The following is a 13,132-nucleotide window of genomic DNA, read 5'->3' as shown; positions in this document are numbered from 1 at the left end:
ACCGCAAGTAATATAAATGCCGGCAGCGTTGGGCTGGGGCCCAAGCGGAGGATGAGGACGGCGCAAACCAGGCCGGTGACGGCCGCGGTTGTGATCCGCGCAGATCGCGTAGGCAGTCCGCCAAGCCGGGGGAGGAACCTGGCGATGAGGATCTCGGCAGCAGGGGAAAGCAGGCATCCCAGGAACCCGGCGCCAACGACAAGGAGCCAGTCCGTTGCACTATCGATCCCCGCTGATAACACTGCGTCCCCCTGCATTGGTCGGACCGGTGCCTGCTCAGGCATCGTCCGGCTACCCCATTTTGACCCTGAAGCCCCTGACGCGCTAATCTTGGTAGTCGTTGTGCGTGTCCTATTCCGATGGTGCGTGCCCGCTTGAGAATCCGGTTGCAGGATAGCTACTCAACGTGCACATTCGGAAGTTCAGGATGACTGGTTACATGGAGCCCTCACCTCTGTTCCGGTAGCGCGCAGACAGTAGGTGCACGAGCTAGTGACACCTAAACAAGAACGCCAGAACAAGAACGAGGCAAACACCGTGCGTACGTACACCCCGAAGCCCGGCGATATCAACCGCCAGTGGCACGTCATTGACGCCACCGACGTTGTCCTTGGTCGTCTTGCAAGCCAGACCGCAATCCTGCTGCGCGGCAAGCACAAGGCCACTTTCGCATCCCACATGGACATGGGCGACTTTGTCATCATCATCAACGCCGAGAAGGTAGCCCTCACCGGCGCCAAGCTGGAGCAGAAGCGCGCATACCGCCACTCCGGCTACCCGGGCGGCCTGACCTCCGTCAACTACGCGGAACTGCTGGAATCCAACCCGGTCCGCGCCGTTGAGAAGGCCATCAAGGGCATGCTCCCCAAGAACTCCCTCGCTGCACAGCAGCTGGGCAAGCTGAAGGTGTACCGCGGTGCTGAGCACCCGCACGCCGCCCAGCAGCCCAAGACTTTCGAAATCACCCAGGTCGCCCAGTAGTCCTGGCCACCAAACAACTTATCTATACAAGGAGAATCGTGGCTCAGAACGAAGAGACCACCGAGGCCGTCGAGGCCGAGGAAACCCTGACCAGCTACACCTCGGAAAGCTCAGCTGCTGACGCCGCTGCGCCGAAGAAGGAGCGCCCGGCACTGACCGTTGCCGGCGCAGCAGTTGGCCGCCGCAAGGAAGCCGTTGCACGCGTTCGCGTTGTGCCGGGCTCCGGCAAGTGGACCATCAACGGCCGTGCGCTGGACAACTACTTCCCGAACAAGCTGCACCAGCAGGACGTCAACGAGCCCTTCAAGATCCTTGATCTCGAAGGTGCCTACGACGTCATCGCCCGTATCCACGGTGGCGGCATCTCCGGCCAGGCCGGCGCCCTGCGCCTCGGCATCGCCCGCTCGCTGAACGAGATCGACGTCGAGAACAACCGCGCCACCCTGAAGAAGGCCGGCTACCTGTCCCGTGACGCCCGCGTCATCGAGCGTAAGAAGGCCGGTCTCAAGAAGGCCCGCAAGGCGCAGCAGTACTCCAAGCGCTAATCCCGGTTGTACAGAAGCCCGTTCCGCCGTTAGGTGGGACGGGCTTTTCTGTGCTTCAGGGCTGGTGTAGGAGGTAGAGCTCTGCCCCACCGGTGGCTTGCGCCGGATATTTCTCCCGGACCCACTGCACTATCAGTGCCGACTCGCCCTTTCCTTCTAGCGTGAGCGGCGGCAGTTCTTGGACTACTAAGGATCCCACCTTGCCGTCCTCTACCAGTGACTTAAACTGTTCCAGGGTCGGAAAGGGGTCCGTGCCGTCAAAACCGCCGATGGACAAGACTGCGCGGCCCAGTTCCAGTTGGTAATTGGCGGCGGTTTCGGACCCCACTGTAGCCGTCACCCAGGTTGTCTCCACGGGAAGCTTTCGCAAGGCTTCAGCAACTGCGGCCGGAGGCATGTCGCCGAACATCAGCGCTATCTGCCCTGGGATGAGGTTGTTGCCCAGCTGATTTCTTCCGGGGTGGTCGGTGCGCAGTCCTGCAATGCTCGGTCCGGCCACCACGCCAGCCCCAACGTGCGGGCTGAAGACCGTGTTGATGGACCATAGGCAAGGGCCGGTCAACAGTACTGCCAAGAGCGCCACTGTGGAAGCCTGCTGGACTCGCGCTGGGGCTGCCGGTAGGAGGTGCAGTGCGATTGCGGCTGCCCAAATGAAAAGCAAGACTTGTGGCAGATCCGGAAAGTCCGCCGTGGAGCGAAGCGCGGAAACGTATGCAAGTGTCATCGATCCCAGTAGCGCCAGAAGCAGAAAAGCCTTCCTCTTACGGGACCGCGCCCGGAGCAGGTAGATCAGCCCGGTTGCGGCTAGGACACACATTGGCGGGACTGCGGTGAGGGCGTAATAGGGGTGCACTATTCCCGACATGAAAGCCAGGACGGTGACGGATGTGGCAAACCAAAGAGCGCATAACAGAAGTAGCATCCTGGCCCCCAGGTCGCCTTGCCTTTTCGCAATCCAGATACCGGTAATGGCTAACCCGACGGCGGCCAGTGGCAGAAGCCAGCCGAACTGCCCTGAGAATTGAGGCTGCAGCAAGCGCTGGTAACCGCCATCCAGTCCCTCCACGGCTGTTCCAATGGGAACAGTTCGGACGCTGTCCTCTCCGGTTAGGCGCTGCAGACCGTTGTAGCCCAGGGCGAGTTCCAGGGCGCTGTTGGTCCTGGAACCTCCAATGAACGGTCGAGCAGCAGGGTCAGTGCACTGCACTGCCAGCAGCCATGACCCGCCCACTGCCGCCGCGGCGACCGCTGCAGACCCCAGATGGAGGAATTTACGTGGCCAAGTACTGACTGCAAAAGCTAGATACGTGATTGCCAGGGCAGGCACTATCAGACCTACCTGCAATTGTTTAGTGAGGAAGCCGGCGCCTGCCAGCGCTCCCGCCAGAATCATGAGCCGTGGCTGCTGACGGTCAATCGCTGTGGTCACAGCCAAGGCCATGGCCACCATAATGAGGATCAGGAGGGCATCCGGATTGTTATAGCGGAACATCACTGTGCTCACCGGCGTCACGGCCATGAAAGTCGCGGCCAAGAGGCCTACAGCGCCGCCGGTATACCGTCGGACAAGTACGTAGAGCAGATAGACGCTGAGGATTCCCATGAGGGCTTGTGGGAGGAGGACGCTCCAACTGCTTAGTCCGAACAACCGGACAGAGATGGCCATCACCCAAAGGCTCATGGGCGGTTTGTCCACGGTGATTGCGTTGGCGGGATCCGATGAGCCGAAGAAGAACGCCGTCCAGTCTGAAGCTCCGGACATGACTGCCGCTGAATAATAAGCGTTTGCCCACCCATTCCGGTCCAGGCCCCAGCAGTAGAGCACTGCCGTCATGACCAGGAGGGCGCCGAGGGCCAAACGTTCCCAGCGGGGACGGGCCATCGACCGCTGGGTGAAGAGCCGGACCGGTGAACGCCAGCCAACGAAGTCCAGGGGCCGGAGCCTGCGACGCGCTGTCTTTGCCTCCGCCGGAGCTGTCACTGCACGCTCCCGGCGGCCGCATGCAAGGGCAAGCCAACGGGAGAGGCGTAGCGCCTGGCTCGGAACACCCACAGCCGCAGCAGTATGAACCGCATCAGCGTGGCTAACACGTTGGCGCATGTCAGGACCAGTAGCTCCAGGTTAGGAGCCGCGTCCTGATTGGCGACGTGGAGGATCTGAAGTGAGGACGCTGTCATGGCCCACGCCAGGAGGAATACTATGAGCCCCTGAATCTGTTGGATGAACAGCCCGCCCGGCCCCCGGATTCCGAACGTAAAGCGGCGGTTGGCGGAGGTATTTCCAACGGCCGTTAGAAGCAGTGATAGGAAATTCGCCTCCTGCGACCCGAAGGGCCCTTGAAGTACGAGGTAGAGCATCGCGAATGCCAGCGTCGAAATGACTCCAACGAGCCCGAAACGGAGGACTTGACCGAAGAAACTCGGCCTGTCTGCGGGCGCAATCGGTCGGCGCCCCAGCTCAGCGTAGATCGCTTGGCAAGGAATCACGCCCTTGACCAAAGATCCTGCCACCCGCGCCATCCCGCGGAGATCGTCCAGCGCGGTCTGTCGGATATCCACCCGGCTGTCCGGGTCGTCCACCCAGTCGACAGGAATCTCGTGAATCCTCAGTCCGGATCGTTCGGCGATAATCAGCAGCTCGGTGTCGAAAAACCAGCCATTATCTTCAACGTGCGGAAGAAGGCGGTGCGCCACGTCGGCGCGTATTGCCTTGAAGCCGCACTGCGCATCAGAAAAACGCACCTGCATGGTCCGGCGGAGCAGGAAATTGTAAGAACGGGAAATGAACTCACGCTTGGGACCTCGGCTGACGCGAGAACTCTGACCGAGCCTCGTGCCTATTGAGATGTCAGAGTGGCCGGACAGCAAAGGAGCCACCAGCGGAGGCAGGGCGGCAAGGTCCGTGGATAGATCGACATCCAGGTAGGCGAGGACCCTCGCATCGGAAGCGCTCCAAGCATCCCTCAACGCGAGTCCCCGGCCCTTGACCTCCAGGCGCCGATATTCGACGTTTGGCAGGCGCTCACTGAGAAGAGCCGCAATTACCGGGGTCTGGTCGGTGCTTGCGTTGTCGGCGATGGTGATTTTCCACGTCGAAGGCATTTCGTGCGTCAGGTATTCGGCGAGCCTTGAGATGCTGTTTTCGAGTACCGCTTCTTCGTTGAAGACCGGTACAACAATTTCGAGCGCCAAGCCCCCATAGCTAGGTGTCATGCATGGATCGTAGGGGCCCTTAAATAGGTCTAGCTAGGGTTTGGAGCAAAGACGGGTACTGACCGAGGAAATCAAGTAGTCCAAGTAATCGCCCTGTCGGGAAGGCGGGTAGCGCCATCCGCAGAACAGGTACCCGAAGCGCCGCTCACCAGCCGTTTCAAACCCCGCCAACCCCATCCTCTACACTTGACCGGTGTCTAGATTATTTGGAACTGATGGTGTCCGGGGGCTGGCCAACGGCCTGCTGACAGCAGAACTGGCCCTGCAGCTGGCCCAGGCGGCCGCCGTCGTACTCGGCCACGACCGCAACGCCAGCGGCTCCCGGCCGCGCGCCGTGCTGGCCCGTGACCCGCGTGCCAGCGGCGAGTTCATCGCCGCGGCGGTGGAAGCCGGCCTCTCCAGCTCAGGCATCGACGTCTATGACGCAGGCGTCCTCCCCACCCCTGCCGCCGCCTACCTTGTGGCGGACCTGGAGGCGGACTTCGGCGTCATGATCTCCGCCTCCCACAACCCGGCACCGGACAACGGCATCAAGTTCTTCGCCCGCGGCGGCCAGAAGCTGCCGGACGAGGTGGAGGACGCCATCGAAGCGCAGATGGGCAAGGAAGCCGTGCGCCCGACAGGTGCCGACGTGGGCCGCATCCAGCGTTTCTCGGACGCCGAGGACCGCTATATCGTCCACCTGCTCCGCACCCTCCCGCACCGCCTGGACGGCCTCACCGTGGTGCTGGACTGCGCCAACGGTGCCGCCAGCGGCTGCTCACCCCAGCTCTTCAAGGACGCCGGCGCGGATGTCATCGTCATCGGTGCCGATCCTGACGGCCTGAACATCAACGACGGAGTCGGTTCCACCCACCTCGGCCCGCTCAAGGAAGCCGTGGTCAAGTACGGTGCCAACCTGGGCATCGCCCACGACGGCGACGCCGACCGCTGCCTGGCCGTGGACCACGAGGGCAACGAGGTGGACGGCGACCAGATCATGGCCATCCTCGCCGTCGCGCTCAAGGAGTCCGGCAAGCTCAAGAATGACGTCCTGGTGGCCACCGTCATGAGCAACCTGGGGCTCAAGATCGCGCTCCGCAACGCCGGCATCACCATCGTAGAAACCGGAGTAGGGGACCGCTACGTGCTGGAAGGGATGCGCGACGGCGGCTATAACCTGGGCGGCGAACAGTCCGGCCACGTCATCTTCGCAGACCACGCCACCACTGGCGATGGCCTCCTCACCGGCCTGCAGCTCGCCGCGCAGGTGGCCCTGACGGGAAAGACCCTCAAGGAGCTCTCCACGGTCATGACCAAGCTCCCGCAGGTCCTCATCAACGTCAAGGGCGTGGACCGGACCCGTGTGGGCAGCAGCGATGTCCTGGCCCAGGCCGTTGCGGCCGCGGAAGCCGCGCTGGGTGAAACCGGCCGCGTCCTGCTCCGTCCCTCCGGCACCGAGCCCGTTGTCCGCGTCATGGTGGAGGCCGCCGACGAAGAGACGGCCCAGTCCATCGCCGAGCACCTGGCCCAGGTAGTCCGCACCGAGCTCGCGCTGGAACTGGCCTCGAACTAGCCGCAGACAAAAGTGGCCCGCCTCCAGAAAGGAGACGGGCCACTTGCGGTTGAACAGGGGCCTAAACGCGTTCCTTCAGCGCATCCCGGATCTCGGTCAGCAGCGCAACCTGCGGATCCTCGGCAGCGTCCTTTTTTACGTCCTTGTTGATCCCCAGCCGGCGGTTGCGGCGTTCGATCATGATGTTCATCGGCATCACCACCACAAAGTAGATGGCCGCAGCAATCAGGAGGAAGTTCACGATCGCCGTCAGCAGCACCCCAAACTCGATGGCGTTTCCGTTCAGCTCCACCCTTGCGAAGCTGTCAAAGTTGGGTGCACCCACCAGGCCGGAGACGAAGGGCATCAGCACCTTGTTCACCAGCGCCGTCACCACCGCGCCGAACGCCGTACCCATGACAACGGCGACGGCAAGGTCAACCACGTTGCCTTTCATGATGAAATTCTTGAATCCACTAAGCATGGAAACCAACCTATCGCAGGTGAATAGGGGTCTTAGGACGGGAAAGTCAATCCTGCTGGCGATGGAGCGGGTGCGTTCGTATCGGCCCAGAAAGTCGATGAGGCTCGTGGACCTCTGCTAATGCCGCCAAATATGTGGCGTGACCTGCACCAATGTAGATACCTGGGCTGATTCAAGACGCGCACTTCCGAAGGTTTGCGACCCGGCCTTAGTATTAGCCCACATTGATGGGGGAAATTTGACACTCGACACCGCCTTGGGAGCGAGCCGAAATTCACTGAATGCATGGCGGCTGCTAATGGCTGCGTTGGTGATTGTAGCTCATAGTTGGTGGCTAACGGGACTTGGACCCGGACCCGCCATTGGGGGCGGACAGCTCGGCTCCTGGTCGGTGGTTGGCTTTTTTGCGATCTCTGGATATCTGATCACACTCAGTAGGATTCGCGCCCGGAACGGTGCGGCTTTCTTTAGAGGACGTTTTTTCAGGATCATGCCCGGTCTTGCTGTGTGTTTGATCGTCACGGCTTTCGTGTTCGCGCCGCTGGCAACCCTCTTCAATAATCGGAAATATAGCGTTGGTGATGCCGCTGACTTTGTGTTGAGAAACATCTCGATCGTGGGAACTCAGCTAGGGCGGACTCCCATCGGATCAACCCTTTCTGACGTTCCCGGTGCCGACGAGTGGAATTCCCCATTGTGGACGCTATTTTGGGAAGTCACCTGCTACCTCCTGGTCGGCGTACTTGCCTACCTCAAACCGGAGCTATTCCGCGCCGCTATGGTCGTGGTCTTCGCAGTTGTCACAGGAGCGCTCCTGCTGCAGGTTGCCGCTTACGGGCCGACAGCCGGCAGTTGGGGCACCGTGCTTTGCCCGGTTGGAACGTTTGTAGCGGGGTCCCTGCTATGCCTATTCCGGACAAGTATTTTCCTGAGGGCCAGCGCCGTGGCGTGCGCCCTATCTTTGCTGGCGGTTTCGTTTTTGGCCGGTAACATGCTGGCCTTTTGTCCTCTGCCTATTGCCTATATCATCCTCGGCCTGGGTTCATCGCCGGTGCTTCACCGCATCGGTGCTCGTTTCGATGTTTCCTATGGAATGTACATTTACGGCTGGCCGGTGCAACAGATCCTGGTTATTGGCGGTGTGGGAGCGGCAACGCCCCTTGCAGTCTTCGCAGTTCTGTCGTTAGCGGTGACGGTCCCCTTGGCTTGGCTCAGTTGTGTATTCATCGAAAGTCCTGCACAAGGCTTCGGTCGCCGCGTAGGCTCAAAAGATCGATTTAATGTGCAGTTGAGAACTTCGTGACGGTGGGCCCATTCTGCCCAGAGTAAGACATTCGGACGTCGCGGGTGGCGGGGAGCAATTAGAGGTACGCGGGCGCCGCCTCCAGGCCGAAGTATTCCTCCAGTGTGCCAATGCCGCGGTTCACCATGTCCGTGGCCGCCTCCGCGCCCACGTACCGCAGGTGCCATGGCTCGTAGTAGTACCCGGTGATGGGGTGCAGCATCCACGGGTACCGCACCACGAACCCGAACCGGTGCCCGTTCGCCTTCGCCCACGACGCCGCGGGCTGGTCGGCAAAGCATGGCTGGAAGCTGCAGGCGCCCCCGCCGTCGGCAATGTCGAACGCCCACCCCGTCTGATGCTCGGAATGCCCGGGCCGGGCGCTGGCCGTGTCGGCGTCGGCCTGTCCACGCGCGGCGACGTACCCGTTGTAGGTGGTCACCTGGGTGCTGTACGAGCGGTAGCCGCTGGCCAGGACCATCGCCACGCCGTCCGCTGCGGCCGCCGCAAACATCGCCTCGGCCGCTGCCGCCGTCGTGCTGTTCAGCAGCGCCGCCTCGCCCGCGGCAGAAAGGGCGACGGCGGGCCGCACCAGGTCGGCCGGCACAAAGTCCACCGGATTCAGGGGCCGGTGCTTGTTCACGATCACCCACCGGCTGGCCGGGTCATCAAGCGAGAACTGCCGCGCCAAGGTGGCGGACGGCGACGGGGACGGCACCTCAGGTGACTGGCCCACCGTGGCGGCTTCCGCCGTCGGGCCCGCTGAAGCGGTCACAGCAGCAGGGGAGGGGGACGCGGAGGAAGCAGCGGACGACGGCGCCACCGCCTTGGGTGCCTCCGGCGTGCAGGCTGACAGGACAGTCAGCCCGGCCCCGGATGCGAGGAAGCGGGTGAAGCTGCGCCGGCTGGGGGACTGACATTGGTAGCACACCTGTGCTAGACCTTCCGCAGAAGCATGCGGCGGATGGAGTGGTCCGCCTCTTTGGTCAGCACCAGCTGTGCCCGGCCGCGGGTGGGCAGGACGTTCTCCTCAAGGTTGGGCTCGTTGATCCGCTTCCAGATGTCGCGGGCGGTGCTTTCGGCTTCCTCGTCGGACAGCGTGGCGTAGCGGTGGAAGTAGGACTCCGGCTGCGCGAACGCGGTGCTGCGCAGTTTCCGGAACCGGTCCACGTACCACTCCTCGATGTAAGAGGTCTTGGCATCAACGTAAATGGAGAAGTCGAAGAAATCGCTCAGCGCCAGGCCCTGGCGGCCGTCATGCCGCGGCCGCGCCGGAGCCAGCACGTTCAGGCCCTCCACGATCAGCACGTCCGGGCGGCGGACCACCACTTCCTTGCCCGGCACGATGTCATACGTGACGTGGGAGTACCAGGGCGCACGCACTTCCTCGGCGCCGCCCTTGATCTCGCTCACGAAGCGCAGCAGCGCACGGCGGTCGTAGGACTCCGGGAAGCCCTTCCGGTCCAGCAGCTGCCGGCGCTTGAGCTCGGCCAGGGGATAGAGGAAACCATCCGTGGTGATGAGCTCCACGTTGGGGGTCCCCGGCCAGCGGCGGAGCATCTCACGCAGCACGCGGGCGATGGTGGACTTGCCTACGGCAACCGAACCGGCCACGCCGATCACAAAGGGGGTGCGCTGGGTCTGCTCGCCCAGGAACGTGGTGGTGGCCGCGTGCAGTTGCCCCGCAGCCTCCACGTACAGGTGCAGGAGCCGTGACAGCGGCAGGTAGACGTCCCTGACTTCGTTGATGTCCAGGGGGTCACCGAGCCCGCGAAGGCGCAGCACGTCCTCTTCATTAAGGGGCTGTTCCATCTGGGCTGCGAGCCGGGACCAGGTTTGCCGGTCCAGCTCCACGAACGGCGAGGCACCCTCCCCGTTCGCTTCATTGCGTTGCGAAGTCACGGTAAAGATTCTGCCCCGCGCCCGGCCCATCACGAAATGACGCCCCTGCTCAGCGCGGCGGCGCCCGTCACGTGGGCTGTTCAGGACGGCGTGCCGGACGGGCTGCCGGTTTAGAGCAACAGCCACGCTGCCGATAGGCTTGTGCCTATGTGTGGAATCGTGGGATACGTAGGCCGTCCGGTTGACGGTGCAATTAACGGTCACAGTGCCCTGGATGTTGTCCTGGAGGGACTGCGCCGCCTGGAGTACCGCGGTTATGACTCGGCGGGGGTCGCGGTGGTGTCCCAGGGTGCCATCGAGTCCCGGAAGAAGTCCGGGAAGCTGAGCAACCTGATCGCTGAGCTGGAGGCCCGCCCGTTGCCGGAGTCGGTGACCGGTATCGGTCATACCCGGTGGGCCACCCACGGCGGCCCGACGGACCGCAATGCGCACCCGCACCTGGCTGACGGCGGAAAGCTGGCCGTGATCCACAACGGCATCATCGAAAACTTCGCCGAGCTCAAGCTCGAGCTGCTGGAAAAGGGCGTCACGTTCCTGTCCGAGACGGACACCGAAGTCGCCGCTGCCCTGCTCGCCGACATCCTCCGGAACAAGCTGGGCGGGGACACCGCCAATGGCGGCCTGACGCACGCCATGGAGCTGGCCTGCCAGCGTCTGGAGGGTGCCTTCACCCTGCTGGCCGTGCACGCTGACCAGCCCGACGTCGTGGTGGCCGCCCGCCGCAACTCACCGCTGGTGGTGGGCCTGGGCGAGGGCGAGAACTTCCTGGGCTCTGACGTGTCCGGGTTCATCGACTACACCCGCCGCGCGGTGGAGCTGGGACAGGACCAGATCGTCACCATTACCGCGGACACGGTGGAGATCACCGATTTCTACGGCAACCCGGCCCAGGGCAAGGAATACCACGTGGACTGGGACCCGGCCTCGGCGGAAAAGGGCGGCTTCTCCTCCTTCATGGAGAAGGAAATCCACGACCAGCCCGACGCCGTGGCGCAGACCCTGCTGGGACGTTCGGACATCAAGGGCAAGCTGACCCTGGACGAGCTCCGGATCGACCCGGAGCTGCTCAAGCAGGTGGACAAGATCATCGTGCTGGCCTGCGGCACCGCCGCGTACGCGGGCATGGTGGCCAAGTACGCCATCGAGAACTGGTGCCGGATCCCCACCGAGGTGGAGCTCGCGCACGAGTTCCGCTACCGTGACCCGATCCTGAACGAAAAGACCCTGGTGGTCTCCATCAGCCAGTCCGGCGAGACCATGGACACGCTGATGGCCGTCCGCTACGCCCGGGAACAGGGCGCCAAGACCATCTCCATCTGCAACACCAACGGCTCCACCATCCCGCGCGAATCCGACGCCGTGCTCTACACGCACGCCGGCCCGGAAATCGCGGTGGCGTCCACCAAGGCGTTCCTGGCGCAGATCACCGCCGCGTACCTGCTGGGCCTGTACCTGGCCCAGCTGCGCGGGAACATTTTCTCCGGCCAGATCAAGGACGTCCTCGCGGACCTGAACAAGATCCCCGCGAAGATCCAGACCATCCTGGACAACGCCGGTCCGCTGCGTGAACTGGCCCGGTCCATGGCCAACGAGAAATCGGTGCTGTTCCTGGGCCGGCACGTGGGCTACCCCGTGGCCCTCGAGGGCGCGCTGAAGCTCAAGGAAATCGCGTACATCCACGCCGAAGGCTTCGCCGCCGGTGAGCTCAAGCACGGCCCCATCGCCCTGATCGATGATGGCCAGCCGGTGTTCGTGGTGGTCCCGTCCCCGCGCGGCCGCGACTCGCTGCACGCCAAGGTGGTCTCCAACATCCAGGAAGTCCGCGCGCGCGGCGCCCGCACCCTGGTCATCGCCGAGGAAGGCGACGAAGCCGTCAAGGCCTACGCCGAGTACGTCTTCTACGTCCCGGAGACCCCCACCCTGCTCATGCCCCTGCTGACCACCGTTCCGCTGCAGATTTTCGCGGCGGAACTGGCCGCAGCCAAGGGCTACGACGTGGACCAGCCCCGCAACCTCGCCAAGAGCGTCACCGTCGAATAGCCGGTCTCGTTCAAGACAGCGGAAGCCCCAGGCCCTTTGCGGCCTGGGGCTTCCGTTCTACCTACGGTTTTTGATGCTGCTCAGCTCGAACTGGATGATCCATTCCGGATCCTTTTCCGCATGTTTCAGCACCTGAACTTCAATGTCATAGCCATCCAGCACGCCGCTTGCCCGGCAAGCTGTATACAGCGACGAGACATTCGCCGGGAGCGGGGAGCTTTGGCAGTCTCCCTCCACCTTCCCGTCCAGCCCCGCTGCCACGCTTAGTCTGCGGACGTCGTCTGGAGTCACAGGCTGCTCCGTCCGGTACTGGCGCCACATGCTGTCACAGGGAACATCGATGCCGGTGCAGAAGATGCCGCCGCTGACGTTTTCACCATCCGGTTTCCACCCTTCCAGCGGCCTGAGCCTGTCGGCGAGGGACACCATCCGGGCCGTTCCCAGCAGGTACGACGCCTGGAACAGCAGTAGTGCAGCCGCGATCACAGCCAGGGTGATCAGGGTTCCTTTCAGCGCCCTTAGCCATGGTCTTCTTTTTCGTGGCGGCTGAGAGTCTTTTGTGGCATCCATAGGGCATTATCTACAGCGAATGGAAAAACGTACAGCAGTTGCCCGGTGGCCGAGGCAACGGCCGAACGGGTTTGCGTAACTTTCGGCACTCCTCGGCTGAGCAGACCCCGGGATCCGGCGTGCACTTTACGTTGTCAGCCCAAAAGTCACGCTTTTGCGCTGATGGCGGACAGTGGGGGCCGGCGGCGTGGACCGGCTTTTCGCCGAGGGGTGCCACCGTAGAATGAACCGCATGATCGTTGGCATTGGGGTAGACGTAGTAGACATCGAGCGGTTCGGCCGCCAGCTGGAACGGACACCGGGCCTGAGGGACCGCCTGTTCGTCCCGGCTGAGCGGGAACTGAACACCCGCTCCCTGGCAGCCCGGTTCGCCGCGAAGGAAGCCGTGGCCAAAGTTCTGGGTGCCCCTGCCGGCATGAACTGGCAGGACTGCTGGATCGGCCTTGACCACAACGGGCCCACCGTCCAGGTCAAGGGGACCGTCCTGGCGGTTGCCGAGGCCAAGGGCGTCAAGCGCTGGCACCTCTCCATCAGCCACGACGGCGGCATCGCCACGGCCACGGTCGTGGCCGAAGGCTGAC

Annotated in this window: 12 protein-coding genes; 6 read left to right on the top strand and 6 right to left on the bottom strand. The window is 63.2% G+C overall.

Annotated elements, in window-relative coordinates:
• The first annotated feature begins 537 nt into the window (after positions 1-537).
• Together rplM and rpsI are read left to right on the top strand one after the other, a co-directional pair.
• Positions 538-981: a 50S ribosomal protein L13 gene (rplM, locus tag FBY33_RS19075; RefSeq protein WP_015937805.1), complete on the top strand. Its 444-nt coding sequence runs from the start codon at positions 538-540 to the stop codon at positions 979-981.
• A gap of 38 nt (positions 982-1,019) precedes the next feature.
• Complete coding sequence (gene rpsI / locus FBY33_RS19070) at positions 1,020-1,526, top strand: 30S ribosomal protein S9 (protein WP_050684362.1); 507 nt, start codon at positions 1,020-1,022, stop codon at positions 1,524-1,526.
• A 55-nt stretch (positions 1,527-1,581) separates the two neighbouring features.
• Here the strand turns inward: rpsI and FBY33_RS19065 are convergent, their stop codons facing one another.
• Together FBY33_RS19065 and FBY33_RS19060 are read right to left on the bottom strand one after the other, a co-directional pair.
• Entirely contained in the window at positions 1,582-3,360 is a 1,779-nt protein-coding gene (locus FBY33_RS19065) for a glycosyltransferase family 39 protein (RefSeq protein ID WP_160141975.1), read from the bottom strand.
• Between the two features lie 143 nt (positions 3,361-3,503).
• The gene (locus tag FBY33_RS19060) at positions 3,504-4,739 is read right to left on the bottom strand and encodes a bifunctional glycosyltransferase family 2/GtrA family protein (RefSeq protein ID WP_142031962.1); all 1,236 of its coding nucleotides are present in this window, start codon (positions 4,737-4,739) and stop codon (positions 3,504-3,506) included.
• A 193-nt stretch (positions 4,740-4,932) separates the two neighbouring features.
• Here FBY33_RS19060 and glmM point away from each other — a divergent pair, with 193 nt between their 5' ends.
• Entirely contained in the window at positions 4,933-6,294 is a 1,362-nt protein-coding gene (gene glmM / locus FBY33_RS19055) for a phosphoglucosamine mutase (RefSeq protein ID WP_142031960.1), read from the top strand.
• A 61-nt stretch (positions 6,295-6,355) separates the two neighbouring features.
• Here the strand turns inward: glmM and mscL are convergent, their stop codons facing one another.
• Positions 6,356-6,757 carry a large conductance mechanosensitive channel protein MscL gene (gene mscL / locus FBY33_RS19050; protein WP_142031959.1) on the bottom strand — a complete coding sequence of 134 codons (402 nt, stop codon included), beginning with the start codon at positions 6,755-6,757 and terminating at the stop codon, positions 6,356-6,358.
• A 238-nt stretch (positions 6,758-6,995) separates the two neighbouring features.
• On the opposite strand from mscL, the gene FBY33_RS19045 reads away from it, so the two are divergent.
• A complete protein-coding gene (locus FBY33_RS19045; RefSeq protein ID WP_142031957.1) occupies positions 6,996-8,060 on the top strand; it encodes an acyltransferase family protein in 1,065 nt (354 codons plus the stop codon).
• Positions 8,061-8,118: 58 nt separating this feature from the next.
• Here FBY33_RS19045 and FBY33_RS19040 read toward each other — a convergent pair whose 3' ends face one another.
• On the bottom strand, positions 8,119-8,970 hold the full coding sequence (locus tag FBY33_RS19040) for a M15 family metallopeptidase (RefSeq protein ID WP_142031956.1): 852 nt from the start codon (positions 8,968-8,970) through the stop codon (positions 8,119-8,121).
• Positions 8,971-8,975: 5 nt separating this feature from the next.
• Positions 8,976-9,971: a type I pantothenate kinase gene (gene coaA, locus FBY33_RS19035; RefSeq protein ID WP_200831474.1), complete on the bottom strand. Its 996-nt coding sequence runs from the start codon at positions 9,969-9,971 to the stop codon at positions 8,976-8,978.
• Between the two features lie 117 nt (positions 9,972-10,088).
• Between coaA and glmS the strand changes: the two genes are divergently transcribed.
• Positions 10,089-11,981: a glutamine--fructose-6-phosphate transaminase (isomerizing) gene (gene glmS / locus FBY33_RS19030; RefSeq protein ID WP_142031953.1), complete on the top strand. Its 1,893-nt coding sequence runs from the start codon at positions 10,089-10,091 to the stop codon at positions 11,979-11,981.
• A gap of 57 nt (positions 11,982-12,038) precedes the next feature.
• Here glmS and FBY33_RS19025 read toward each other — a convergent pair whose 3' ends face one another.
• Complete coding sequence (locus FBY33_RS19025) at positions 12,039-12,551, bottom strand: hypothetical protein (RefSeq protein ID WP_142031952.1); 513 nt, start codon at positions 12,549-12,551, stop codon at positions 12,039-12,041.
• Positions 12,552-12,783: 232 nt separating this feature from the next.
• On the opposite strand from FBY33_RS19025, the gene FBY33_RS19020 reads away from it, so the two are divergent.
• Positions 12,784-13,131, top strand: a complete 348-nt coding sequence (locus FBY33_RS19020) for a holo-ACP synthase (RefSeq protein WP_091721869.1) — start codon at positions 12,784-12,786, stop codon at positions 13,129-13,131.
• Position 13,132 lies beyond the last annotated feature (1 nt).

The sequence above is a fragment of the Arthrobacter sp. SLBN-112 genome, assembly GCF_006715225.1.
Classification (GTDB): Bacteria; Actinomycetota; Actinomycetes; order Actinomycetales; family Micrococcaceae; genus Arthrobacter.
Note: the sequence above shows the minus strand (reverse complement) of the source record. Positions and strands in the feature narration are given on the sequence as shown.